The 25,682-nt window shown below is 59.9% G+C and carries 25 protein-coding genes; 21 read left to right on the top strand and 4 right to left on the bottom strand.

The features are described from left to right. Nucleotides 1-8: 8 nt before the first annotated feature. Genes EGJ68_RS17740 through EGJ68_RS17795 form a run of 12 tightly spaced genes read left to right on the top strand, consistent with a single transcriptional unit; the run spans nt 9 to nt 11,800 of the window. Nucleotides 9-413, top strand: coding sequence for a TIGR03745 family integrating conjugative element membrane protein (locus EGJ68_RS17740; RefSeq protein WP_123035809.1), 405 nt, complete (start codon nt 9-11; stop codon nt 411-413). Then, complete coding sequence (locus EGJ68_RS17745) at nt 413-778, top strand: TIGR03750 family conjugal transfer protein (protein ID WP_123035810.1); 366 nt, start codon at nt 413-415, stop codon at nt 776-778. The genes EGJ68_RS17740 and EGJ68_RS17745 overlap by 1 nt, the downstream gene beginning before the upstream one ends. Continuing rightward, nucleotides 775-1,413 (top strand): PFL_4703 family integrating conjugative element protein, encoded by a 639-nt coding sequence (locus tag EGJ68_RS17750; protein ID WP_123035811.1) that lies wholly within the window; start codon nt 775-777, stop codon nt 1,411-1,413. The genes EGJ68_RS17745 and EGJ68_RS17750 overlap by 4 nt, the downstream gene beginning before the upstream one ends. After that, nucleotides 1,410-2,273 carry a DUF3438 family protein gene (locus EGJ68_RS17755; RefSeq protein ID WP_123035812.1) on the top strand — a complete coding sequence of 288 codons (864 nt, stop codon included), beginning with the start codon at nt 1,410-1,412 and terminating at the stop codon, nt 2,271-2,273. Before EGJ68_RS17750 ends, EGJ68_RS17755 begins: the two co-directional genes overlap by 4 nt. Next, complete coding sequence (locus tag EGJ68_RS17760; RefSeq protein WP_123035813.1) at nt 2,270-3,679, top strand: TIGR03752 family integrating conjugative element protein; 1,410 nt, start codon at nt 2,270-2,272, stop codon at nt 3,677-3,679. The genes EGJ68_RS17755 and EGJ68_RS17760 overlap by 4 nt, the downstream gene beginning before the upstream one ends. Further along, complete coding sequence (locus EGJ68_RS17765) at nt 3,666-4,376, top strand: TIGR03751 family conjugal transfer lipoprotein (protein ID WP_199228099.1); 711 nt, start codon at nt 3,666-3,668, stop codon at nt 4,374-4,376. The genes EGJ68_RS17760 and EGJ68_RS17765 overlap by 14 nt, the downstream gene beginning before the upstream one ends. Further along, nucleotides 4,373-7,111: a conjugative transfer ATPase gene (locus tag EGJ68_RS17770; protein ID WP_123035814.1), complete on the top strand. Its 2,739-nt coding sequence runs from the start codon at nt 4,373-4,375 to the stop codon at nt 7,109-7,111. Before EGJ68_RS17765 ends, EGJ68_RS17770 begins: the two co-directional genes overlap by 4 nt. Next, nucleotides 7,104-7,511 carry a DUF1525 domain-containing protein gene (locus EGJ68_RS17775; RefSeq protein WP_123035815.1) on the top strand — a complete coding sequence of 136 codons (408 nt, stop codon included), beginning with the start codon at nt 7,104-7,106 and terminating at the stop codon, nt 7,509-7,511. Before EGJ68_RS17770 ends, EGJ68_RS17775 begins: the two co-directional genes overlap by 8 nt. Next, entirely contained in the window at nt 7,498-8,448 is a 951-nt protein-coding gene (locus EGJ68_RS17780; RefSeq protein ID WP_158283735.1) for a TIGR03756 family integrating conjugative element protein, read from the top strand. The genes EGJ68_RS17775 and EGJ68_RS17780 overlap by 14 nt, the downstream gene beginning before the upstream one ends. 18 nt (nt 8,449-8,466) lie before the next feature. Next, complete coding sequence (locus EGJ68_RS17785; RefSeq protein WP_158283736.1) at nt 8,467-9,786, top strand: integrating conjugative element protein; 1,320 nt, start codon at nt 8,467-8,469, stop codon at nt 9,784-9,786. Then, nucleotides 9,783-10,130: a hypothetical protein gene (locus tag EGJ68_RS17790; protein ID WP_123035818.1), complete on the top strand. Its 348-nt coding sequence runs from the start codon at nt 9,783-9,785 to the stop codon at nt 10,128-10,130. Before EGJ68_RS17785 ends, EGJ68_RS17790 begins: the two co-directional genes overlap by 4 nt. Nucleotides 10,131-10,141: 11 nt before the next feature. Continuing rightward, entirely contained in the window at nt 10,142-11,800 is a 1,659-nt protein-coding gene (locus EGJ68_RS17795; protein WP_123035819.1) for a conjugal transfer protein TraG N-terminal domain-containing protein, read from the top strand. Here the strand turns inward: EGJ68_RS17795 and EGJ68_RS17800 are convergent. Next, nucleotides 11,797-12,021 (bottom strand): hypothetical protein, encoded by a 225-nt coding sequence (locus EGJ68_RS17800; RefSeq protein ID WP_123035820.1) that lies wholly within the window; start codon nt 12,019-12,021, stop codon nt 11,797-11,799. The genes EGJ68_RS17795 and EGJ68_RS17800 overlap by 4 nt on opposite strands. Before the next feature lie 186 nt (nt 12,022-12,207). Here EGJ68_RS17800 and EGJ68_RS17805 point away from each other — a divergent pair, with 186 nt between their 5' ends. From EGJ68_RS17805 to EGJ68_RS17815, 3 genes are read left to right on the top strand one after another with little or no spacing between them, the layout of a single operon-like run. Further along, nucleotides 12,208-12,420, top strand: a complete 213-nt coding sequence (locus EGJ68_RS17805) for a hypothetical protein (RefSeq protein ID WP_123035821.1) — start codon at nt 12,208-12,210, stop codon at nt 12,418-12,420. Between the two features lie 14 nt (nt 12,421-12,434). Further along, complete coding sequence (locus tag EGJ68_RS18530; protein ID WP_158283737.1) at nt 12,435-12,617, top strand: carbon storage regulator; 183 nt, start codon at nt 12,435-12,437, stop codon at nt 12,615-12,617. Nucleotides 12,618-12,622: 5 nt separating this feature from the next. Then, the gene (locus EGJ68_RS17815; RefSeq protein WP_123035823.1) at nt 12,623-14,740 is read left to right on the top strand and encodes a DNA topoisomerase III; all 2,118 of its coding nucleotides are present in this window, start codon (nt 12,623-12,625) and stop codon (nt 14,738-14,740) included. Between the two features lie 237 nt (nt 14,741-14,977). Here the strand turns inward: EGJ68_RS17815 and EGJ68_RS17820 are convergent, their stop codons facing one another. Together EGJ68_RS17820 and EGJ68_RS17825 are read right to left on the bottom strand one after the other, a co-directional pair. Further along, a complete protein-coding gene (locus EGJ68_RS17820; RefSeq protein ID WP_123035824.1) occupies nt 14,978-15,538 on the bottom strand; it encodes a YkgJ family cysteine cluster protein in 561 nt (186 codons plus the stop codon). A 12-nt stretch (nt 15,539-15,550) separates the two neighbouring features. Then, on the bottom strand, nt 15,551-16,207 hold the full coding sequence (locus tag EGJ68_RS17825) for a DUF2971 domain-containing protein (RefSeq protein ID WP_158283738.1): 657 nt from the start codon (nt 16,205-16,207) through the stop codon (nt 15,551-15,553). Nucleotides 16,208-16,320: 113 nt separating this feature from the next. Here EGJ68_RS17825 and EGJ68_RS17830 point away from each other — a divergent pair, with 113 nt between their 5' ends. Continuing rightward, nucleotides 16,321-16,692, top strand: a complete 372-nt coding sequence (locus tag EGJ68_RS17830; RefSeq protein WP_199228100.1) for a hypothetical protein — start codon at nt 16,321-16,323, stop codon at nt 16,690-16,692. 89 nt (nt 16,693-16,781) lie between these two features. Here the strand turns inward: EGJ68_RS17830 and EGJ68_RS17835 are convergent, their stop codons facing one another. After that, the gene (locus EGJ68_RS17835) at nt 16,782-18,017 is read right to left on the bottom strand and encodes a Fic family protein (protein ID WP_123035826.1); all 1,236 of its coding nucleotides are present in this window, start codon (nt 18,015-18,017) and stop codon (nt 16,782-16,784) included. 171 nt (nt 18,018-18,188) lie between these two features. On the opposite strand from EGJ68_RS17835, the gene EGJ68_RS17840 reads away from it, so the two are divergent. From EGJ68_RS17840 to EGJ68_RS17860, 5 genes are read left to right on the top strand one after another with little or no spacing between them, the layout of a single operon-like run. Further along, complete coding sequence (locus tag EGJ68_RS17840; RefSeq protein ID WP_123035827.1) at nt 18,189-18,788, top strand: restriction endonuclease subunit S; 600 nt, start codon at nt 18,189-18,191, stop codon at nt 18,786-18,788. Nucleotides 18,789-18,806: 18 nt separating this feature from the next. Beyond that, the gene (locus EGJ68_RS17845; RefSeq protein ID WP_123035828.1) at nt 18,807-20,321 is read left to right on the top strand and encodes a type I restriction-modification system subunit M; all 1,515 of its coding nucleotides are present in this window, start codon (nt 18,807-18,809) and stop codon (nt 20,319-20,321) included. Then, entirely contained in the window at nt 20,311-21,609 is a 1,299-nt protein-coding gene (locus EGJ68_RS17850; RefSeq protein WP_123035829.1) for a restriction endonuclease subunit S, read from the top strand. Before EGJ68_RS17845 ends, EGJ68_RS17850 begins: the two co-directional genes overlap by 11 nt. A gap of 33 nt (nt 21,610-21,642) precedes the next feature. After that, nucleotides 21,643-24,930, top strand: coding sequence for a type I restriction endonuclease subunit R (locus EGJ68_RS17855; protein WP_123035830.1), 3,288 nt, complete (start codon nt 21,643-21,645; stop codon nt 24,928-24,930). Next, nucleotides 24,923-25,681, top strand: a complete 759-nt coding sequence (locus EGJ68_RS17860) for a M48 family metallopeptidase (protein WP_123035831.1) — start codon at nt 24,923-24,925, stop codon at nt 25,679-25,681. Before EGJ68_RS17855 ends, EGJ68_RS17860 begins: the two co-directional genes overlap by 8 nt. The last annotated feature ends 1 nt before the right edge of the window (nt 25,682 follow it).

Genomic DNA, 25,682 nt, shown 5'->3' on the forward strand with positions numbered 1-25,682 from the left:
ACCTGACTATGCAACGAGTGAACATCTTGATCACCGCCTATCAAGGCATCCAGGCGCGCTGGCGCGCCAGCCGGCAGCACCTGTGGCTGCACGTCACCGGCCTCGTGCTGGGCGCCGGTACCAGCGGCGCACTGGCCCAGGGCCTGCCGACCACGGCGCCGCCGTCCCGGGGCAGCACGGACGGTGACTATATCGGGCTGATGCAGGACTACGCCTTCGATATTGGCGTCTTCATCGGCCTGGCGCTGGCCACGCTGGCCATGATCGTCGTCGTGAAAAACACCCTGGGCGCCTACTCCGAGGTGCAGGACGGCAAGGGCACCTGGGGACAACTGGGCATCAACTTTGGCGCCGGCGTACTGCTGTTGGTGTTCATCGTCTTTCTGCTGACCGAGGCGGCGACGATTCTCTGATGAGTGCACGCCGCGACATCGACTTTTTGCCCGACCGGCTCAATGAGGAGCCGGTCGTCTTCCTGTCGATGACCAACTCGGAGATCAAGTACGCCGCTCTGCTGTGCCTGGGCGTCTGGGTGCCGGTGTCGACGCTGGTGGGCGCGCTGCTGGGAGTTGCCCTGATGGGTTTCGCGCTGTCCCTGGCCTTCGTGTTCGCCAGCCTGTGGTTGATCGGCAAGCGCCTGCGGGTCGTCAAGCGCGGCAAACCCCGGCAGTACCACGTTATCGCGATCCAGGCCTGGCTGCAGGATCGCGGTCTGGCGCCGCGCACCCTGGTTCGGGAAAGCCGCAGCTGGGACATCCACCGCTGGAGAACGCCATGAGCCGCTACGACAGCCTGGTCCATTCCAAGGACGCGATGATCCGCCTGCTGCTGGGTGTGCTCGCCATCCTGAGCCTGCTCCTGCTGGTCGCCCTGGTCGGCTGGAGCCGGGCGCCCGATAACATCCGCTTGCACTATCCACCGGATTTGAGCCGCGGTGCGGTGCAGCAGCTCGGCGACATCCCGAAGGCCAGCATCTATGTCTTTGCCCACTACGTGTTTCAGCAGCTCAACCGTTGGCCTGCGGACGGCAAGGAGGACTACTACAACCAGATTCACAGCCTGCGGGCGTTCTTTACGCCTGCCTGTTTTGAGGAGCGATTGCAGGACCTGGACGAGCGCGAGCGCGAGATCAACGGTCGCCAGCGTTCCGTCTGGGAAATCCCCGGCCGGGGTTTCTCCAATGCCCGGGTGCAGGTGGTGGCCCCCAACCAGTGGGTGGTCGGCCTCGACCTGCACGTGCAGGAAACCTACCGGGGCGAGCGGGTCAAGGATCGCCTGATTCATTATCCCCTGCGCGTGGTGGCCTACGACGTCGATCCGCAGGCCAATCCCTGGGGACTGGCGCTGGATTGCCTGGCCGATGTGCCGCGGGTCATCGAGATCAACGAACCGGAAAGGGAGGGTGCCACATGAGACGGATGCGACAAGGGCTGCAATGCCTGGTGCTGCTGTGCCTGGCGGCTGGCAGCGTACTCAGTGGCGCGGCGCACGCGGAAACGGTGGTGTGGCGCAAGACACCCATCGCGGTGGAGCTGGTGGTCGGCGTTGAACAGCTGCTGATATTGCCAGGTAACGCCGAGGTGGGCTTGCCGCCAGCACTCACCAATCCCAACGTATTCCGGACCCTGGTCACCGGTGGCGCGGCCTACTGGACAGCGCTGGAGCCCTTCGACACCCAGCGGGTGCAGCTGCGTCTGGAGAGCGGTGAGTTCCTGTTATTCGACGTCAGCGCCCGCACCCTCAAACAACCGCCTGCGACCGCGGACACCCTGCAGGTGGTGCTGGCGGGGAGCGAGACCTTCCTGGGTAAGCCGGGCTTAAACGCCGGCGGCCCGCTGCCGGGCGAGGCCAATCTGTTCGAGTTGCTGCGCTATGCCGCCCAGTCGATCTATGCGCCCCAGCGCCTGATCGCACCGCTGCCGGGTGTCAAAAAAGTCCCGGTGGGACTGGCGGGCAACCAGGGCCGGCTCTATGACGCGGGCCGTCATCCACTGGTGATCCAGCCCTATCAGGCCTGGTCCGCGGGCGACTTCTTCGTCACGGCCTTCGTGGTGACCAATGAAGCGAGCCACCCGGTGGCGCTGGATAACCGTAAGGTGATGCACACACCCCACGCCCACCGCACCGGGGTTGATCCCCACTTTATCGCCAGCGCGTTCTATACCCGAAGCCTGCCAGGTCGCAACACCGGGACCACGGGCGACAACCGCACCACCTTGTTCGTGGTCACGGACCGGCCCATCCGCAACGTGATCCGGGGGGCAGGCCAATGAGTGCGATCGGCGCGAATCGCTGGATGCAGGTCGGCAGCACGGCGCTGCTGCTTCTGGTGATGCTCCTGCTGTTTCGGGGCTGCGGCCGGGAGCACCGCACCACGGAGGAGGCCCTGCGGGTGGCCGGTGGCGCTCCGGTGTCACGGGGGCTGGCCGTTGATCTGGGCGTCGAAGGCGACACCGAGGCGGACACGGTGAAAACCCTGGTGGCGGAAGTGAAAAACCTGCGCGATGAAGCCGATGCTCTGCGTGACTCCAATGTCGCGTTACGCAAGGACAACGCCGAGCTGCGCAAGATGGAATCCCGGCTGGGGCGAGGCCTCAATACCGAGCTGAACAATACCCGCCGCGAAGTACAGGCTCAGCTGGACGACGATGTGCAGCGGGTGCGACAGCAACTGCGCGAACTGGAGGAACACGCGCGGGACGTCGAGGGCCGCCTGGCCAGTGGTGGTCTATCCGCCGGTGGCTTTGCCGGCAGCGGTACCGGCGCGGCGGTCGCCCCGGACGCCATCACCTGGGTGGCGCCGCTGGGGAGCGGGATTGGCGGCGCGGGCAACAGCCTGAGCGATCACCTGAACCGGGTGACCGGCCGAAGCGGCCAAGGCCTGGGCCTGCCGACGCCTGCGAGTGGCGCCGCCGCCGAGGAAGCCCCGGTGCCCTGGTACACGGTGCCGCGTAACGCGACCCTGATGAATGCCACCGCCATGACCGCCCTGGTGGGCCGGGTACCCATCGGGGCGCAGGTGACCGACCCCTACAGCTTCAAGGTCATCATCGGGACCGACAACCTGGCCGCCAATGGTATCGAGGTCCCCGAAGTGGCCTACGCCATTGCCAGCGGCAAGGCGGTGGGGGACTGGACCCTCGGTTGCGTGCGCGGGGATCTGCACTCCATCACCTTCGTATTCGAGGACGGAACCATCCGGACGGTGCCGAAGGCGGAGAACGTCTACGAGGGCAACACCCAGCAACAAAACATCGTTATCGGTGAGCTTTCCGACGAGTACGGCAACCCCTGTGTGGTGGGACAGCGGATCTCCAACGCCTCCACCTACCTCGCCCAGCGGATTGGTGTGGTCAGTGCCGCGGCGGCGGCGGAAGCGGCGGCCGCCAGTCAGACCACGCAGATCACCACCTTCGACGGCGGTGGCGCCGGGGTGGGCACCATCGTCACCGGGGATATGGGCGAGTACATCCTCGGCCAGGCCATCGCCGACGGCAGCCTGGAAATCGCCCGCTGGCTGGATGAACGCCAGGCCCAGCAGTTCGACGCCATTTACGTCGATCCCGGCGCCCGGGTCAGCCTGCACATCACCGAACAACTGGAAATCGACTACGACCCCAACGGTCGGCGCACCAATCACCTGAGTGCCCGGCAAGGAGACTACCGTGCACTGGATTAAATCCCCCGCTCTGCTGACTGCTGCGCTGGCGCTTGTCGGCTGCGCCAGTCAGGAGACCATCCTCCCCGAGACGGAGGACACCATGCTGGACATCTATCGCGGGGCGATGACGGTGCAAGGGCAGAACGACCTCGATCCGCTGCAGGCGGTGGACGTTTGTAAGGAGCTCGCCCTGGCCGACGCGGCAACGTCCATGAAGGACTGCGAGGACACGGTGCGCGAGCATGCATCCACGATGTACCGGCACATCGATGCACAACCGGCCGGGGAGGATCTCGATTACCTCCCCTACACCCGCGAAGTCGCCACCGAAATCGACAACCTGTTCCCGCGCCTCGACAATCCGGACATCGTCATTTACGTCTACCCGCACCTGGCGACCCGGACTCGCGCGCCGATTCCCGGCTACAGCACGGTGATCCCGCTGTATGACCAGGTGCATTACCGCCTGCCGGGCGAGTCGCAACGCACCACACCGACCGCACTGGCCGGGGCCGCAGTGACGACGGGCAACCCCCAGGACACCCCGACGGGTACCGGCCAGCGTGCGCCCAACACCCGCTCCTCCGAAGCGCGCTATCACAAGAGCAGTCACCTGGAGGGGCGCTCCCTGTTACCAGAAACAGCACCGGAAACCGCACCGGATGACGCTGCCGGGGAATTGCCATTGGATGCCAGCGTGGAGGACGAGCAATGACCGCCTCGGAACCGACACCCCGGCGCGCGGACGCGGTACGCAAGCGGCCGCTGTCGAAATCCACGCAGCGGGGTCTTTACCGGCGCCAGCGCTCCTTCGTGGACTTCCTGCCCTGGGTGGAGGCGCTGCCCGAGCACAAGGCGATCCTGTTGGCGGATGGGGTCAGTGTCGGGGCGGTCCTGGAAGTGACACCGATCGGCACCGAGGGGCGTACCGCAGACTACCTGGGTCAGGTGCGCGACACGGTGCAGGATGCCCTGCAGGACAGCTTTGATGAACACGACACCGCGCCCTGGGTGATCCAGACCTACACCTTCGATGAGCCGGACCTCGATGGGCCCGCGACCGCGGTGGCGAACTACGTGCGTCCCGCCGCCCGCGGGAGCGACTATACCGAGGCCTACCTGGCCCTGCTCAACCGCCACTACCGCGGGATCAGCAAACCCGGCGGTCTGTTTACGGACACTGTGGTGACCCACAGTCCCTGGCGCGGTGCGGTGCGCCGCAACCTGTTGGTGCTGTACCGCAAGTTTCCGGCCCACAAGCGCCGACGGGGCAAGCACGAGCCCCAAATGGATCGCGACATGGCGCTACTGGACCTGGCCGATGCGGTGGACAAGTTTACCCATGCCCTGCAGCCCGCCGGGGTCCAGGTGCGCCGGCTGAGTGGCGCTGAATTCCACGACTGGCTGCTAGGGTTTTTTAACCATGGCACGGAGCTGTTTGGCGGCGACCTGAAGGCCTTTTTGCGGGAAACCCGCTGCGATGACGAGACTCTGCCTTACGGGGACCGTTTCGCCGAAACCCTGTTCTATGATCACCCGCGCAGTGACCAGGACAACCAGTGCTGGTGGTTCGGCCCGTCCGCCTTGCGCTGCCTGTCGATCGATGGCCTGCGGCGGCGCCCCGCGGTCGGGCAGGTGACCGGGGAGACCCGGCGGGGGGATGCGCACAACACCCTGATCGACTTCCTGCCGCCAGGCAGTGTGTTCGTGAGCACCCTGGTGGTGATCCCCCAGGACACGGTGGAGAGCCACATCCAGGCCATTGACGCTTCGGCCATTGGCGAGAACAGCGAGTCAGCCCAGGTACGCAAGGATTGCGAGACGGCGCGGGAGATTCTGGCCTCCCGGCAGAAGTTCTACCGGGCCCAGTACGCCGTGTACCTGCGCGGTCACTCAGTGGCCGACCTCAACGAGCGCACCACGGCCCTGCGCGCACGCTTGCTCAATTACGGCTTCCGGGCCATCGCGCCGCGGGATGACTTCACGGCGCTGGATGCGGCGATCCGCAACCTGCCGATGGTCTACGACCCGGCGCAGGATGCGAAGGAGGGCTGGCGGGGCGCCCAGATCACCCTGGTGCAGCACATGGCCAACCTGTCGTGCTTCTTCGGGCGCGCCCGGGGGACCGGCCATCCCGGGATTGCGTTGTTCAACCGGGGTGGCGAGCCGATGTTCTTTGACCCGCTCAATCCCGCCGACCGCCAGAAAAATGCCCATATGCTGATCCTGGGGCCCACCGGCGCGGGCAAGTCCGCCTCGGTGATTGCCATGCTGGCCCATGTGATGGCGATCCACCGGCCGCGGCTGTTCGTGATCGAGGCCGGCAATTCCTTCGGGCTGCTGGGGCAGTGGTTTGCCTCCCTCGGCCTGTCGGTCAACCAGGTGTCATTGAAACCCGGCAGCGGTGTAACCCTGAGCCCCTTCGCTGATGCCCATCTCCTGCTCGATATCGATGGCCCGGTCTTCGATACCTTGGAGGCCGCGCCGGCGGAGGACGACGAGGACGAGCCCCGGGACATCATGGGTGAGCTGGAGATCGTCGCCCTGCTGATGATTACCGGCGGCGAGGAACGGGAGGCGCGGGAGATCCGCCGGGCCGACCGCAGCATGATCCGCCGGGCGATTCTCGAGGCGGCACGGGCTGCCCACGCAGAGGACCGGCCGACCCTGACCCAGGATGTGCGCGATGCGTTTTTTACCCTTGCAGAACAGGCCCAGACCGACATGGAGGCGAACAAACTGCGCAACATGGGCCAGGCCATTGATATGTACACCCACGCGTTCAACGGCGAGGTGTTCAATTCGGCCGGAACCCCCTGGCAGGAGGCGGATGTCACCATCATCGATCTGGCCACCTTTGCCCGGGAGGGCTACGAGGCCAACCTCGCCATCGCGGTGATCAGCTGCCTCAACCGGATCAACCACATCGCGGAGCGCGATCAGTTCACCGACCGGGAGATCGTCGTGACCATTGACGAGGCCCACGTGATCACCACCAACCCGCTGCTGGCGCCGTTTCTGGTGAAAATCGTGAAAATGTGGCGCAAGCTCGGCGCCTGGCTGTGGAGCGCCACCCAGAACATGGAGGACTACCCGGCGGCCGCCAAGAAGATGTTGAACATGGTCGAGTGGTGGCTGTGCCTGGTGATGCCCAAGGAGGAGGTCGAGGCCCTGGGCGAATACCGCCAGCTCGATGATGGCCAGCGCGCGATGTTGCTCTCCGCCAGCAAGGCCCCCGGCCAATACACCGAAGGGGTGTTGATGACCGAGCGCCATGAGTACCTGGCCCGCAATGTGCCGCCGTCACTGATGTTGGCCCTCGCCCAGACTGAGAAGCACGAAAAAGCCACGCGCAATGCCCTGATGCGCGAGCATGGCTGTACCGAACTGGAGGCGGCGCTGAAGGTGGCGGAGCAGATCGACCGGGCCCGGGGGATCGGTCATGCGTAGTGTGCTGCACCGACTGTTCCTTCTTCTTTATATAGCCCCGGCCCACGGGTTTGAGGTCACGGTCTTCACCGCCGAGGATCTGCCGCCGCTGCGCGGGCTTGAGCATGCCACGGCGGTCTATACCCTGGGTGACACCCGGATGCCGTTGGCGCGTCTGACGTTTGCCAATCCTGGCGATACTGAACAGGCGAAGCGCGAGGCGCTGGACCGGCTGAGCTCGCCGACCGGCCGGGCGGTCCTGGCGGCCGTGCGCGACAAAGCCACCGCGGCGGCAATGGCGCAACTGCTACAAATCGAGCGCTTGCCCGCGGTGCTGGTATCGCCGGGCTATGTGGTGTACGGCATCTACGATGTGGCCGAGGCCCTGCGGAAAGTGGAGGCCTACCGTGCGACTCGCTAGCGCGTGTCTGCTTTGTCTGCTGGTGTGGTGGGGACCGGCCAGCGCCCAGATGACCGGTGGTAATGCCACCGTCAGCACCACCGAGATTGTCACCGCGGCCTTGGACCTTACCTGCCAGGCTTACCAGCCCATCGGCATCTGTATTTGGATGACCTGTACCCCGCTGGGGTGTGAGTTCGACTTCTCGGTGCGGGCGGAGCACTACATCCCCGAAGTCGTGGTGACCGCCTACCCCTTTCTCGGCAACACCAGCTGGCCAGAATCCAATGGCTTTGCCCGATCCACCGAGTTTGCGGAGGACGGCGGTGCCAGCGACGAAGGTGGCGCGACCGTGCGCGAGCAGGCGCTCAAATTCAAAAACAGCGATGTGATCGGCTCGCCTGGCGTGGCCGATTACTGGCTGCTCGCGGCGGCCAGCACCGAGGCGCTGCCGTTCTGCACACCGCTTACTTATCCGATGACGCCCTATTTTGTGAGCAACTTCGACCCGGCCTGGCGCGACCCCACGGTCGAAGCGGGCCTGTCGCTGCTTCATGTTTTCGAACGGGTAGGGCGGGGCGCCGCCACCTTTGCCAGCCTGTACCCGCGGCACGGCTTCGTCACCCAGGGCCACGACTATAAAAGTGCGCTGACCGCGGCGATCCGCGCGATGGATATCGTCAGCCAGGACTACCAGCCCCATGTCTATGTGCCGCTCGATGCGTACGGTACGCCGGGGCAGGGCCAGTGGCCGCCGCAGGGGGTGGCTGAGGCGCGGTATCAGCAACTGACGCCGACCCTCGAGGCCTGCGCGGTGCTGCCGGATATCGACGACACCCTCTATCCCCACGACCCCTATGCGGGGCGGCTGAACCAGACCCGTGGCAACGCCTGGCAGGTGTGGCGCCCCTACCGCTGCTGCGAGCCCGCCGGGGCCGTACTGATTTTTACGCTCTAGGAGGCGCCGATGGCTCGCATGACCCGAACTCTCCTGACACTCTCCGTGGTGCTCGGGACTGTGTTTTCCAGCGTCGTGGTACAGGCCACCGACCAGACCTTCTATTACGGTATCGGTGGCGGTGAGCCGATTTCCAGACCGGCGAGCAATCGCAACAGCACGGTGCGGGTTGGTGGCGATGTGGCCTGGAACACCGACCTGATGTGCGGGAATTTCGACATGTCGGTCTCGGTCAGTGAGCAGCTGGCGGGCATCAAGGGCTCTTTCTCTGACCTCATGGACAATGTCATCAGCGCGGCCACCGGCGCGGTGGCCTCCTTGCCCGCCTTGGTGATCCAGCGGGTGAACCCGGCCCTCTACGATTTGCTCCAAAACGGGGTGCTGCAGGCTTCCGAAGAATTCCAGATCGCCCGAACCTCCTGCGAGGAGCTGGTGGGCAAGATGGAAGAGGCGATCGGTAATGACCGCTGGGAAACCGTGGCCAAGGGCGGCTGGTGGGGCGAGCAATCCATGGGTGGCGCGGAAATCCTGCAGACCAAGGAGGATGCCGATTCCGATGGTGTGGACCGGGGTGTGGTGTGGGTCGGCGGCGGTCGCCGTGGCGGCCGCAACCAGCCGCCGATAGAACCCGTCGAGGATGCGGCCAGGGCCGGCTACAACCTGCTGCTCAACCGCACGGCCACCAACACCACCAGTGCTACTGCCACCTGCGCCGGGGCGGCGATCTGCGAGGAGTGGGATAACCCGCAGGCCTTCGCCGACTGGACGGTGCGGGTGGTAGGCGATAAATCCATCCGCACCTGTAACGGCTGCGACAAGATCGAAGTGCAGGCAGGACTGGGCCTGGCCCACGAGGTCGCCCGGCTCTCCGGGGACATCGACATCGAGCTGACCGCGCTGGTGGCGGCGGCCGGTGCCCCCACCGCAGCTGAACTGGAGGCCGTGTCCGGTGGCCCCAACCTGCGTATCTCCCGCCCGGTAATCGAGGCGCTGCGCGAGGAAAACGTGAACCTTCAGCCGCAACTGATTACCCGCCTGGCCGGGGAAATGGCGCTGGCCCGGACGATGGAGCGGGCCATGATCGCCCGCCGTGCCCTTCTAGCCGGCCGCGATGAGCCCAATGTGGCGAACGTTGCTGTGGGCGTCGAGGAAATCGAGCGCTACATCGGCGAACTGGAGCAGGACATTGACAACCTGCTCTACGAGATCGACATCCGCCAGCGAGTGGCGACCAGCATGCCCGCGGCGCTGCTGCAGCGGCAGGCCGCGCGCAACCAGGTCATTCAGGTGGAGCCGGTACCGTCCTCCACCTTCCGTGACGGGGCGAATACGCCATGAGCTGGCACTGGGCCGGCAAAGGCCTGGGCTGGTTGGCCCTGACCACAGTGGTACTGGTGGGAATGACCCTGGTTCTGTGGTGGTGGGGCATGGACCCCCGTGCGCCGGGACAACGGGTTGGTGAATTGAACACCGCAATCGCGCCTTGGCGCACAGCAATACAGGTGCTGCGCGTCCTCCTCTGGTGCCTGGCCGGGTACTACTGGGAAATCCTCGGACAGCGTTGGCTCAGGCTGACACCGGATCAACTCCGGCAGTGGATGCGCCTGCGGCGTACCGTCATTGGTGGGTTGCTCATTCTCGAGGGACTGATGGTGCTCAGTCGGCTCCTGGGCGCGGGATAAGGAACAGGGCGATGGGCGTAGCGAGTTACTTTGAGTTTGTGACGACCCTGTTCGGGTGGATTCTGTACCAGGGCATCTGGGCGGTGCTGGTGGATACCGGCATCGTGTTTATCCCCATCATCGCCATGGTGCTTGGTCATGTCCTGGAAAGCCACAAGGGCGGGGATGATGAGGGCTCCGCCGCGATCCAGTCCCTCAAGAAAATCGAGGCCGACTTTATCGCCATGCTCGGCGTGCTGATCTTCGCGGCGATCCCCATGCTCGATGTCGAGCTGACCGACATGGAGTACCACAAGCCGGCCTTGCGCTGTACCGACACACCGGAAACCATTCCCGGCACGGCAACCGGGACCACCTACGACACGACGCTGGCGGCCATGGCCGACCAGACCGGGGCTATCCCCCTGTGGTGGGCGATGCTGCATTGGCTGTCCAAGGCGGTGACCGCCGCGTCGGTCGCGGCGATTCCCTGTTCCTACGATGTGGCGAGCGTGGACTACCGCCTGGCCGAAGCGAATCTGGAAGATCCGGTGCTCAACCAGGAGCTGGAGCAGTTCAAGAACGATTGTTGGCAGCCGGCGTACTCCCGCCTCAGTCGGACCAATCTGGCCAGCCTGACCCAAGTGGAGAAGGAAGACGCCACTTGGCTGGGCTCCGAATATCTATTGGGCTCAGGGTTGTATGACCGTTACTACAGCACCGTGCCGAACCCGCAATTTGCGTTCGATGCGACCCGCGATGCGGGCTATGAGGCCTATCAGGTCGAAGGCGGTTTTCCGGACTGCCGGGATTGGTGGAGCGATGGTGCTGTGGGGTTGCGCCGTCGGGTGCTGGACAATATCCCGGCAGATCTGCGCAACGAAATGATCTACAACGCGGACAATCTGATCCAGGAAACCTCGACAGTGACGCTCAGTGCATCGGAGCGGGAGGACGTGTTCCTGCGCAAATACCTGGCCGTGAAACGTACCGCGGAGGCGGTGGGCTCTGATATGCCCTTGGCGGTAACCTATGGTGACGGCGCGGAGCAGGTCCGCCAGGGGCGGTTCGCAGACTGGCGTAACAGCGAGAATCTGCTGCTCCAGAGCGCCGGGAATGTGCTCAACACCGGCGCCTACCTGATCCTGGGTGAAGCGGCGCGGGATGCCGGTGAGGTGGGCGTAGCCTTAATCGGCTCGGCCCTGAAAGCCCCTGCGGCGATGGGGGAAGGCTATGCGATGCGCAATGGCATCAGCCTGTTCCAGCCTCTCGCGCTCATGATGATGATCATCGCGCTGCCGTTCCTGCTCATATTCGGGCGCTATGGCCTGCGTGCCCTGGTCACACTCAGCGTCATCTACTTCGGGTTTCACTTCCTGACCTTCATCTGGGCCGTCGCCTTCTGGGTCGATAACAACCTGATGCACCTGTTGACCAGTGCCGGGGGCCTGAGCGTGTTTGCCTCGGGTACCAGCGTCACCCAGTCGTTGATCCTGCTTTATATATCCCGATTTCTGTACATCGTATTTCCCATCCTTTACCTCACTGCCGTGGGCTGGGTTGGCTATCAGTCAGGGAACGTAGTGGGTCAGGTAGGTGATTTCGGTGGAAAAACTGGAGCAATTGGTGCCACGGGTGGACAGTTCGCAGGTCAAGTGGCGACAAAAGCCGCCACGAAGGGGAGAGCCTAGAGTGAATCGCGTACGCCGTTTGGATCAAGGTCGTAACGGCCATCTCCATTCGGGGATTTGGTGTAAAAGTCTCGTGTTTCACGCGTATACCGTTCCAGATCAGTCTCTTCCGGTTCCTGGAAATCCGCGTGACGCAGCACCTCGGTGGCCGCAGTACTCAGGCTATGCAGAGCCTGGCCGCCAGCACGGGCGAGTCCGCAGAGCATATCTTTTACCGTCATCTCACCGCCCTCCAAGCCAGTGTGTCGTCTTTTCAAGCATAGCACGACATTCGGCAGGGGAGGGTGGTGGATTCAGGGTGTGCCCGTCACGGCTGATCCCGCAAAATAGGCGCGATACGCGGACGCATTGCCCTGATCAGCGGGCTCAGTAGTTTGTTTCATCAAATGCCGCCAGGAGGTTGGTCTATGCAGCGAACAACACTCATGCTTGAACTGGAGCCGCGCCAGGTGAAGGCGTTGCTGGCCTTTACCCGGCAGGTGTCGAGAGACGAGGTAAAGCGTCTGCTGGGCGATGACGTTGACCCGGAGGCGGTGATCAGTGCGCTGGAAGAATTCCATTGGCAGCTGGCATCCTCGGGTGACCGCGAGGCCTTGGAACTGATGTCGAGATATGGATGATGGGAGAAACAGGGATGTTGACTCTGACACGCAGGGTGGGAGAAACCCTCCACATTGGTGACCACACGGCAATTGTGGTTGAAGCACTCGAAAACGGGAAGGTCAGGATCAGGGTGCAGAGCGACCAGGCAACACGGACGGTGCGGGCAGATGGCAGGCCAGCCGATCGGCCCGTCCTTGGCCTGAGGTCCAGCTGAGAGCGATGAGAGTCTTTGTTGCTGAAAAGCCCTCGCTGGGGCGGGCCATCGCGGCGGTGTTGCCGGGTCCCCAGGAGCGGCACAAGACACACATACTCTCAGGCGAGGGTAACGTGGTGGTCTGGTGCGCCGGTCATCTTCTGGCCCAGTGCATGCCGGAGGACTACAACCCCGCCCACGAGAAGTGGGCACTCGAGCACCTGCCCATTGTCCCCGATGATTGGCGGCTCAAGCTGGCCCCGAAGGCCCGCGAGCTCTACAACACCATCAAGCGCTATGTGAAACAGGCCACAGTGATTGTTCATGCTGGGGATCCGGATCGGGAAGGGCAGTGGGTTGTCGATGCGGTACTCGAGCAGATTGGCATCGGCAACACCCCGGTTAAGCGCGTCCTGATCAGTGACCTGAATCCGCCGGCGGTGCGCAAGGCCTTGCGCGCGATGCCGGACAACGCCCAGTACCGCGGTTTGCGTGATGCCGCGGTGGGCCGCGCACGGGCGGATTGGCTCTACGGACTCAATTTGACGAGACTCTACACCCTGAAGGGACGGAGCGCGGGTCTTTCCGGTGTGCTGAGTGTCGGTCGGGTGCAGACCCCGGTGTTGGGCCTGGTCGTGCGTCGGGACCGCGAGATCGCCGATTTTCAGGCGCACCCGTTCTATGCGGTAGAGGCCAGTGTGACGGCCGATGGCGCCGATTTCACCGCCCAGTGGAGACCCGGCGAGCGAGCAGAACCCTACCTTGACCCCGACGGGCGTGTGATCGACAAGGCCTATGCGCAATCCGTTGCAACCGCACTGACCGGACAGGCGGGCCAGGTCATGGCATTCGCTCGCAAGCCGGAGAAAATTCCACCGCCCTTGCCGTTCTCCCTGCCCGAATTGCAGAAACTGGCCGCCAAGCTGAAGGGTCTCTCTCCCCGGCGAACCCTCGATTTGGCCCAGTCTCTCTATGAAAAGCACCAACTGCTGACCTACCCGCGCTCGGATTGTCCCTACCTGCCCCAGGACCACCACGCTGAGGCCAGTGAGGTACGCGAAGCGATCGCCCGGACCCTGGGCCGGGACCATCACTTGGCGCCTCTGACGGATGCGGTGGATCTGACCCGGCATGGCCGCTGCTGGAACGACAGTAAGGTGACGGCCCACCATGCAATTATCCCGACCACGCGCGCCTTGTCGTCAGCAAACCTGTCACCCGATGAACACTTCATCTACAGCCTGGTGGCGCACCGCTACCTGCTGCAGTTTCTTCCGCCCCGGGAATTGCAGAAAACCGCGGTCGACATCGTAGTGCCGACCTCGGTCGGCGATGAGAGGCTGCAGGCGAAGCAGGCCCTGGAGGTCGATGCGGGCTGGTATGCCTGGCGACACGCGCTGGCGGTCGTAGACGTAGCTGAAAAGGCAACCGATGACCCGGAGGAGGGCGGAGCGCCGCTGCCTACCCTGAAACCGGGGCAGCGCATCGAGGTGACCGACGCACACCTGCAGGAAAAGATGACCTCGCCACCGAAGCCCTTTACCGAAGCGACACTACTGGACGCTATGACCGGGGTAGCCCGGTTTGTGGAGGATCCGTTGATCAGAAAGGTGCTGCGGGAAACGGACGGCCTTGGTACGCCGGCCACACAAGCAACGATACTTGAGACGCTCTTCAAACGGGAGTATCTCGAGAAGCAGCGCAAGACGGTAGTCTCCACGGATCTGGGCAAGGCGCTGATTGATGCACTGCCCGAGTTCGTGACGCTCCCCGACATGACGGCGTTGTGGGAGCTCAATCTGAACCAGATCGTGGAAGGCGACGAGACACTTGCTCATTTTATGAGCAGCATCCAGGGGCGCGTGGAAGGCCTGGTGGAACAGGGTGCCGGTGGATTGGTGGTCCCGGAGGCGCTGAAGGGCAACCGCCCACCACCCCGGAAAACGCCCCGGAAGCGCACATCGGGAAAAGGTGCGAAGACTGCCACTACTCACCCCTGCGCTCGCGAAGGCTGCAACGGTCAGCTACGCCGGATCAAAGGCAAACACGGGTTTTTTTGGGGATGCTCCAATTATCGCGACGGCTGTCGAGAGACCCGCAAAGATAGTCGGGGAAAACCAGCCAGGGCCTCATCTAAGGCGTAGCACCCTCGGAGGGCGATGCGTTGATCAAAAAGACCTCGAATTACGAGAAGTGTGCCTGGCCGGCGACAGGGATCCGTGAAAACTCGAAGCTGGAGGAATACGACTGGGGTTATCTCTACGTCTACACAGATGGGCGATTGCCGGAATTCCGGATTGAAGAAAGGCCAACTGAAGGAGAGATTCGGGAGCGCTGGGCGTATTATCTCCGTTAGCGAGGAAAGTGGCATAGTAACCGCGCTAATCGCCAAAGACTTGACGTATGTCGTATGTCTCCACTGAATTTGATGTCTTGCGAATGTGTTCAAAAGCCTCATCCACACTAGAAATTTGAATCATTGGGAATGATTCATCGAAACTTACCTTGGGGTCGCACCAGTAGCTGGTGCTGGTGAGGGTAACGTGTCGTCGGCAGACTAGGGGTCTGGCCTCGTAAATTGAGCAGCTTCCCTGATGAAGGAACGGGCATGGAGTCCCGTGGAACTCGGATTTCGGTAAGAATTTCTTGTTCCGCCTCCTCTTTATATGGGCTTCTATGTGGGCAATCTCGATGTCACTCACCGAAACTTTATAGTGGCAGCATGCATTGCAGCCCTTCCTGCAGGGTGTGTACTTCAAAATATGCGAGTACAACTCGTTCATGAACGAGTACAGTCGTTCGAGTTTTTTCGCCGGATTCAATTTGGCTCGGATAAGCTGGCTGGAAAACTTTGCCTCTCTTTCAGCCAAGCTGGCGGGCATCTGTGTCACTAGCCGCTCAATATTGGCGCTGGCGGCTTCGCTCTCCTGATCGGCTTCCATGCGTTACTCCGCTTAAAACGCCCAGTCCAGTTTTCGAGTCATATTGAAGCTCTTAAATGCAGGCCGCACCTTCCACACGCTTACAGATTCGTTCCCCTCTCCGAGGCTCATTCTCAGTTCCTCCCGGCCAACGTTGCAGTTCGCTCCTACAATAACCTCCTCTAACTGGAGATCGGGGCCGAAATCAACGTAATAATTGCCGTCGCTTTCCCGCTCCTTGAGTTCAAGGAAGAGGCGGTACTCCTTCTCGTAGGCCCATTCTATATACTTCGTAGTCATTAACTTCATGATCATTGGTTGGGTGAGTGAGCCAAAAAGGATTTCACGCTCCTTGACATAGTTCACCTTCTTCGCCAGGTCGCGAGAGATGGAAAACCCTAGGCAGAGCCCTCTATGTCGATCGCCGTAATGAGCCCACTGCACTGGGCTATTCCAGTTTTCACTGAAACATATCATCCCGGCTTCAGTTGCAATGTCACGGATCGAATCTCGCACTGATTTACGGAAATCGGGGTCAGCCATATTCAGACTGGAAAATTCAAATGGATCATTCAGATCCAAAAGACGGGATATTTTCAAGCGCCTGCGTTGGAGATCGAGTAGTGCCCATTTTTTGCTGATGAAATGATATAGCCGAATTCTTTCGTTGGTATTTGTACTGACTTCCATGTAGGTAATCCCCGACATCCGTTTATTGCTTGCCTACCCCGGTAGCCGTCGCGCCCCGATCAGTTTCAGAGTTATCAAATCGCCGCTATTATTGGCCCCGATATGGAGGTAACGTGAAGGCGCTCATGGACAAACACAAGTATATTGCGCTGATAGAGTATGCGCTCGAACAAAAGACATTCTCGATGTTGGAGGTGTGTGAAGCAACTGGAGTCTCTCAAAAGGAGTTTCAGTTCATCCGTCGAAGTATTTTTGTCCTGAATGCCGAACAGGACACAATCGAAGGGCTCGTAGAGAATCGGCGCGAGTTACAAGATTGGGTGCTGAGTCCAGAAGCCTATTTTAATTATCTTCAGTACTGTGAGTTCAAGCATTCACTGGAATCTGCTGAAGCGGCTCAAAAGAGTGCGACTAAGGCATTTTGGGTTGCCTTAGCTGCGATTGTAGTATCTATCGCTTCAACACTGGTCGGCTCGGTGACTTGATAAGTCTGCGCGTGGATTTCACCTCCAATTTGTTGTGAGCGAGGTACGTTCTTGTAGCCCGTTGCGTTCCCGCAAATTATGCACAGCCTTCAATTAGCCGCTTCGGGGAACAGCCCGGGCATCCAGCGGCCGGCCAGCCGTGCCGGAAAGGCGATCCGTAATGGCGCGCGGGAGCTGGATGACTGCAATACGTCAGCTTTCAGGAGCGCTGAGACAATCCGTTGTGATTGACGGCCACCGGTGCCAACGATACTGGGGACATCACCCCGGGGAAGGTCACCCCGATAAAGGACTGCTTCCAACACATTGCCTGCCTGTGACGGTAAACCGCCCAAGCGCACCTCTTCCTCGACCCAGAGCCGGATGCGCTCACGCAACCTGTTGGGCTGAACGAGCTGCTCCATGAAAGCCACCTGGTCGATACACGTCTGCAGGAAAAATTCGGTGAATTCCGCCAGTGCGGCTTCGCTGCGACTCCCGCGGCCATCCAGATCGCCACGGCGAGGTTGGTCGCAAGCGACCAGGTGCTGTTTATAGCGCGCCTCTTGTCGGGCCAGACCCCGCGCGATCGACCAGATACCGCCAGTGTCGAGCGCCTCCCTCAGCATGGCGTAGGACATTAGTCGTGCAACCCGCCCATTTCCGTCGAGGAAGGGGTGAATCCAGAGGAATCGGTGGTGCGCGGCGGCCGTTGAGACAATCGTCTGCGCGTTACCGAGACGGCTATAGACCTGCTCGAAACGACGGAGGAAGCGGGGCAGGGCGCCTGCGCTGATGGCGACATGGTTGCCGACAATTACGTCGCGGCCCCGGAGCTCGCCTGGGGTCATGCGAATGCGCTCACCAGTCTGTGGATCTTCGATCCAGAGCAGCTCTTCCGGCAGCGCTTCGCCAAACCGGCGATGGATTTCGCAAACCCCCTCGATGGTGGTGGCGCGGCCAGCGAGTCCGCCCTCATCGATCCATTGCTGGACTGTCACGTGCGCGCGGGCCTCGAGCTGGAGGTCGCGCTTGCGTGGCTCGTCACTGTAGTCGTTCTGCATGGCCCGCTCGATATCGACCGGGTGGGTATCATGACCCTCGATCAGGTTCGAGTAATAGCAGTTCATGGCCCGGACCAGGTCGGCCAAGGCACTGACGACCCCGTCCGGCAGGCTGCGACTGAAGCCCGCTGATTTGGCGGCGAGTTCCACGGCGAGCTCCGTAAGGGCTTCCCGACGAGGGGCGGCGTCGCTGACCTGTAGGGGCTCCATGGCGGCAATATCCTCACCGTGATCCAGGGGCGCTTGTATGTCCGTTTCAATGTCCGCTTTGTCTTGGCTCATATTTCTATAAATAACATAAAGTTAAGAAATTTAACACGGAATAGTGTAGTGCATAAAAGTCCGGTTTGGTGTCCGCTTTGTTGGGCTTATGCACAATCTTTTTAAGTGCTTCATTTCGGATGATGCAAAAAAATAGTTGACAAGCTGGAGCTCTAGTCTAGTATCTGCATCATGCGAGATGAAGCAGTAAAAATTGAAAAATTAAAAGATGTGGCCATGGCTCGCCTTGGCTACCCCTTCCGTGGCGCGGTTGAAGAAGTGCGTAACGGCGAGGTGGCCGTAGTTCAGATCAAGAACGCCGATCCTGAGCGTGGTATTGATTGGGACGACCTGGTCAGGACAAGTTTGCCGGGGCGTAAGCAGCCCGACTGGCTACAAACCGGTGACGTGCTCTTCACGGCCCGCGGCAACCGGAACGTCGCTGTCCATGTCGACCAGACGCCCGGCCAGGCCGTGTGCGCCCCCCATTTTTATCTGCTGCGGACCCTTGATCAGCGAGTGCTCCCAGCCTATCTCGCCTGGTACTTCAACGAAGCCCCTGCACAACGCTATTTTGCCCGGTCGGCGGAGGGTTCTGTCATCACCAGTATCCGGCGCGCCGTATTGGAAGCGTTGCCCGTACCGGTGCCAAGCCTGGAGCGGCAACAATTGATCGTCGATCTAATGGCAGCAGCGCGCCGGGAAAAGCAGTTCACTGAACAACTCATCCGTAATCGCGAGCAGCAGTTAATGCTGGTCGCGCGGGATTTGATTCAACAGGTTCATAAATAGAACAGATAGGAAGTAGAGATGACCGATAAAGTAGACCAGCAGGCAATCAACCAGGCCGTATGGCGCGCCTGCGATACCTTCCGCGGTACGGTAGATCCCAGCATCTACAAGGACTTCGTCCTCACTATGCTGTTCGTGAAGTACTTGTCCGATGTGTGGCAGGACCACTGGGAGCAATACCAAGCCGAGCATGGCGACCACCCGGAGCTGATCCAGGAACTGATGAAGAACGAGCGGTTTGTATTGCCGCCGGACGCCAACTTCTATGCTCTTTATGAGCGCCGGCACGAGCCGGGCAACGGTGAGCGTATCGACAAGGCATTGCACGCCATCGAGGAAACCAATATCCAGAAACTCAGCGATGTGTTTCAGGACATTAGTTTCAACTCCAACAAGCTGGGCGACGAGAAGCAGAAAAATGAAATCCTGAAAGCCCTGCTGGAGGATTTTCACCGCCCGGAGCTCAATCTGCGGCCGAGCCGCATCGGGCGCCTGGACATCATAGGCAACGCCTACGAGTTCTTGATCAAGCAGTTTGCCGCCAGCTCCGGCAAGAAAGCCGGTGAGTTCTATACCCCGCCGGAAGTCTCCGAACTCATTGCCGAGCTGCTGACACCGAAGGAAGGGGATGAAATCTGTGACCCCGCTTGTGGCTCTGGCTCACTGCTTCTGAAATGCGCCAACCAGATCAAGAACGCCTTCGACGGCTCCAAACGCTTCGCACTCTACGGACAGGAAGCTATCGGAAGCACCTGGGCGCTGGCCAAGATGAACATGTTCCTGCATGGCGTGGATAACCACCGTATTGAGTGGGGCGATACCATTCGGAATCCCAAACTGCTGGACAAGGACGGCAGACTTAAGCTGTTCGATATCGTGGCGGCCAATCCGCCGTTCTCCCTGGACAAGTGGGGACACGGTACCGCTAGTGACGACCCGCACGGACGCTTCCGTCGGGGTATTCCCCCAAAGACCAAGGGCGACTACGCGTTTATTTCCCACATGGTGGAAACCCTGAAACCGGGTACAGGCCGCATGGGTGTGGTGGTCCCCCATGGGGTGCTGTTCCGGGGGTCGTCGGAAGGCAAGATCCGCCAGAAGCTGATCGAGGAAAACCTGCTGGACGCCGTCATAGGGCTGCCAGAGAAACTGTTCTACGGCACCGGTATCCCAGCCGCTATCCTGGTCTTTCGGCAGGACAAGAAAGACAACAACGTACTGTTCATCGACGCGAGCCGTGAGTACCAGGCGGGCAAGAACCAGAATGCCCTGTCAGAAGACAATATCAGGAAGGTCATCGAGACCTACCAGGCAAGAAAGGATGTCGACAAATACGCCCATGTCGCCAGCCTGGAAGAAATCAAGGAGAACGACTTCAACCTGAACATCCCACGTTATGTGGATACCTTCGAGGAGGAAGAAGAAATCGATCTGATTGCTGTACAGAAAGAGCGCAAGCAACTAAAGGCAAAGCTGGAAGCACTGGAAAATGAGATGGACAGGTATCTTAAGGAGTTAGGTTATGGCTCTTGATGTTCGATACCCTGGCAGTATTAAGGCAGGCAAACCGATATTAGAACCTCTTCCAAAGGGCTGGAAGTGTGCTGCACTAAACGCCTATCTCGAGCCGGTAGCTAGGCGAGCAAATTTAAAGGATGGCCAGAAATATAGATTAGTTACAGTTAAGCGATCTAGAGGCGGAGTAGTACAAAGAGAGTGGCTGTCCAATAAAGATATTTCGGTAAAAACTCAGTTTTATATTGAGGAAGGAGATTTTTTAATATCAAAGCGACAGATTGTTCATGGTGCTTGTGGCATTGTGCCGGAAGAATTAGCTGGATCCATTGTATCTAACGAGTATTGCGTTTTTCGTGGGAAAGAAAATTTTCACTTACCGTACATAAAATATCTGTCGGCTACTCTTTACTTCCAACAAACATGTTTTCACTCAAGTATTGGCGTGCATGTAGAGAAGATGATTTTCAAGCTAGAGAGTTGGTTTAAATGGAAGTTCAATATTCCCCCTCTGTATGAGCAGAAAAGAATCGCCAGATTACTCTCCACTTGGGATGAAGCGATTACCGTCACTGAGAATCTCCTTGTAAATAGCGAGCGGCGAAAAAAAGCCATGATGCAGCGGTTACTGACAGGAGGTACGCGATTACCCGGTTTTGATGGCGAGTGGGTCGAGAAACGACTATCAACGCTGTCGAGCTATATAAAGGGATACACATACAAGTCTGAGGACTACTCGGATAGCCCTACGGATATTGGATTTCTCACACTGAAGTCGCTCCAAAGAGGCGGTGGATACAGCCCACGTGGAATGAAATATCTCAAAGTAGAAGTCGATGAGAAATATCTGGTCGAGAAGGGAGATATAGTTTTTGCGGTAACCGATATTACGAGAGGAGCCGAAATAGTTGGCGCTCCTTTAATCGTTCCAGAACTTGGAGTACCGAAAGTCGCCATTTCTATGGATATGGTGAAGTTAGAAGTAAATCCTGGTGTTTCATCAAACTTCTTGTACTACGCACTCAAGTTGCGTTCGTCTAGAAATTTTATGAGAGCACGAGCTAGTGGCTCTACTGTGCTTCATTTGGATGTAAAAGGGTCGAAAAAATTGAAGATAAGAATGCCCAAGAGCCGTGCTGAGCAAGATGCAATATCTCAGTGTCTTCTCACGTTGGATGAACATATTGCAGGACTGAAATTGAAAATCAGGTTATTGAAGGAAGAGAGAGAGGCTCTCATACAACAACTTCTGACCGGCAAGCGCCGCGTCATAATTGAAGAAGAGGCCGAAGCAACCACCGCATGAGGCGGTTACCAGCCGGAAAGTGAAGCCAAGCCCATGAACACATACACCCCTAAGACTAGCGAACTCTACGCCTCTCACATCCCGGCACTGGCGATGCTGGTGCGCCTGGGATGGGAGTACCGATCGCCAATTGAGGTGCTGAAACTGCGCGACAACTCCACCCGTGAGGTACTGTTGCGTCCAGTGCTTATTGAGTTTCTGCGTCAGCACCGCTTCGAGTACAAGGGCAAGAGTTATCCGCTGTCCAACGAGGGTATCCAGCAGATCCTTACAACACTGGCGTCACCCGGTCTGGCCGAGGGTTTGATGCCCGCCAATGAGGCGGTGCACGACATCCTCACCCTGGGTATCACCGTCAACGAGTTCATGCCGGATGGTAAGCGCCACGCGACTACCGTTCCACTGGTAAACTGGCACGACATTGAACAGAACAGCTTCATCGTCACCGAGGAACTGGAGGTCCAGAATGCAGCAGCGACCGGGCACCGCCGCCCGGACTTAGCGGGCTTCCTGAATGGCATCCCGGTAGTAGTCATCGAGGCCAAACGGGCAGCCTCCGGGAACCCTAACAAGTCCATGATCGACGAAAGCGTCAGCCAGATGATCCGCAACCAGGGTGTGCAGGAGATTCCCTACCTGTTCGCTTTCGCCCAGGTGTTGGTGGCTGTCAGCCAGACTGAAGGGCGTTATGGCACCACCAAGACACCGCGCAAATTCTGGTCCAAGTGGGAAGAGGAGGAAATCAGCGAAACCGAGCGCGAGGCCATCAAGAACCGGCCATTGAGCCCTGAACAAATCGCCGCGCTGTTTGCCGATAAGCCCACCAAAGTGCGCCAATATTTTGAGCAGCTCTGGGCCAACCCGGTGTTGCCCACCGAGCAGGATGAGCTGCTGATCGGCGTCCTTAGCCCCCAGCGGCTGTTGTCTCTGCTGCGCTTTTACATCCTGTATTACAAGCACGACAAGGTTATTGTCCGTTACCAGCAATTCTTCGGTATCGAGGCCCTGTTACGCCAGATTACCGGCGTGGACGACAAGGGGGCACGAAAGGGTGGGGTGATCTGGCATACCACTGGGTCTGGCAAGTCATTCACCATGGTTTTCCTGAGCAAGTTACTGGTACTCCACGATTCCCTGCGCCAGTGCCGGGTGATCGTGGTCACAGATAGGGTGGATCTGGAGAAGCAACTGTCCCGAACTTTCGCCGCTGCGGGCGCTCTCGGTCTGACCTCAGCCAGTAGCGGTGAGGCCGGCCAGGCCCGCATGGGCTCCGGCAAGGATCTGGCCAACCAGATCGGCCACGGCGAGCAGCGGGTTATCTTTACCCTAGTACAGAAATTCCTGTCCGCTATCAAGATGAAGGCCTGCCACAACCCCAGTGAGAATCTCCTGGTGCTGGTGGACGAAGGACATCGCAGCCATGGCGGTGAGAACCACCAGCGTATGCGCAAGGCCTTGCCCAACGCCGCCTATATCGCCTTTACCGGCACGCCGCTGATGAGAAAGGACCGGCGGGAAACGGAGGAGACCTTCGGTCCCATTGTCCATGCCTACACCATGCGCCGCGCAGTGGATGATGGCACCGTGGCGCCACTGCTGTACGAGGAGCGTCGCCCCGCACTGGATGTGAATCAGCAGGCCATCGACAAGTGGTTCGAGACTATCACCCGTGGCTTGACTGATGATCAGAAGGCGGATCTTAAGCGCAAGTACACCAAACGTGGCGCCGTTTACGGTGCCGAGAACCGCATTCGCCTGATCGCCTGGGATATTGCTCTGCATTTCAGTGAGAATTTCAAGAAGCTGGACAAACCCCTCAAGGGCCAAGTGGCTTGCGACAGCAAACTGTCTGCCATCCGCTACAAGCGTTTCCTGGATGAAACCGGCTTGGTGTCATCGCGCATCGTGATCTCCCCACCGGATACCCGCGAGGGCCACAGTGAGGTGGATGAAGCCGAACTGCCCGAGGTACAGCGGTGGTGGAAGGACAACATGCCGGGTGATCCCTATGAGTATGAGCGGGACACCATCGAACACTTCGGTATGGACGGGGACCCGGACCTCCTGATCGTAGTAGACAAGCTGCTCACCGGATTCGACGAGCCACGCAATGCCGTGCTGTATATCGACAAGCCACTCAAGGGCCACAACCTGATTCAGGCTATCGCCCGGGTGAACCGACTCCACGAGGAAAAGGCTTTCGGCCTGTTGATCGACTACCGCGGCATCCTCAAGGAACTGGACACCGCTATAGAGACCTACCGGAACCTGGAAGAGCATACCCAGGGCGGGTTCGATATCGATGACATCGATGGCCTGTATGCCAACGTGGCGACCGAATACAAGCAACTACCGCAGCTGCATAAACGGGTCTGGGCGTTTTTCAGTGAGGTGAAGAACCGCCAGGATGTGGAGGCCTATCGCAAGGTCCTGATGCCGAAATATGCCTCCGATCCAGACGGAGTCGAGTACGACACCCGGCAGGAAGTCCGCGAGAACTTCTATGCTGCACTCACGGAGTTTGGCATGTGTCTGCAGGTGGCCCGTTCCTCTCGATCGTTTTTCGAGGACAAGTCCTTCACCGAGGAAATGGTCGATACCTACAAGCGCGACCTGAAGTGGTTCGTCGAGCTGCGCAAGATTGCCCGGCAGGATGCCCAGGAGACGGTGGACTACAGCGCTTACGAGAAGCAGATCCGAAAACTGGTCGATCGCGACGTGGTGGGTGTGGAGATCACACAGGGGGAGGGTACTTACGATGTCTCCAGACTGGGCGGGGATCCAGAGAGCTGGGACGAGGAAAAGACCCGCAACGAGGCTGACACTATTCGTACCCGTACCCGGAAAACCGTCGAGCAGGATCTCGAGGACGACCCCTACGCCAAGAAGGTGTTTTCCGAGCTGCTGAAAAAGGCCATCGAGGAAGCCGAGGCTCTGTTCGATCACCCGACTAAGCAGTACGCCCTGTTTCAGGGTTTCGAGGAGGAGGTGAGGGCCCGCAAGACACCAGGCATTCCCGACGAGCTGGCAGATAATCGCCACGCCAAGGCGTACTTCGGGCTCTTCCGGCTGGTCGCAGGTGACGAGGCTGTGGATGCCGGTATGGCCGACGATCCAGAGACCCTGATCAGCTTGGCGCGTCAGGTCGACGAGACGGTACAAACAGTCGTCGCCCAGAACACCCTGAATCCCACAGGGGTGGACAAGGGTATCCGCAAGGCTCTGTTGCCCACGTTGTTCCAGAGGTTTGGCCTAGACAAAGCCAATGAGCTGCTCGACCAGATTGTGCACATCGTCCGTGTGGGCCTGAATCATGACTGATATCGCGACGCTGGAATCAACGCACAGCGTGCAGTATGGCGGACGGCGCTTGGCGTTCCTCTGGCGCCAGCGCACCAATCGGCCGCCCACGGGTATCCGCAAGGCGCGTATCCACGTCCATCCCAACGGACTGGTAGAGGTGGAAACACCGCCGGAGACCACCCTGTCTGAGGCAAAGCAGGCGTTGCTGAAACGCGCCCAGTGGGTCAGTAAACATCTGCGCGACATCGAGGCCCGAACCGCCGAGGTTCTGGAACGGGAATATGTCAGTGGCGAAACCGTATTTTATCTGGGCCGTCGGTACATCCTGAAGGTGACACAGAGCAACGAGCAGGAGCCAGTGAAGCTGCTGCGGGGAAGGATCTGCATCGACCTCGCGTCGCCGAACATAAAGACCGTGAAAGCCGCACTGGATAGCTGGTACCAGAACCGTGCGAAGATCGTCCTATCCCGCCGGTTAGAGTCAGTCGCAGAGCGACTGCCCTGGATCAAGGAGACTCCGCCCCTGTCAATTCGACCGATGAAAACACAGTGGGGTAGCTGCTCGCCCAATGGACGTATTGCATTGAATCCCCAGCTAGTGAAAGCGCCTACCCGCTGCATCGATTACGTCATCATTCACGAGCTGTGCCACCTGATAGAGCACAATCACAGTGTACAGTTCTACCAGCTGTTGATCCGGGCCATGCCGGACTGGGAGAAGGTGAAGGCTAACCTAGACGGGATGTCAGAATTACTTTTGAATGAATAAT

The sequence above is a fragment of the Haliea alexandrii genome (assembly GCF_003719295.1).
Taxonomy (GTDB): Bacteria; Pseudomonadota; Gammaproteobacteria; order Pseudomonadales; family Halieaceae; genus Haliea; species Haliea alexandrii.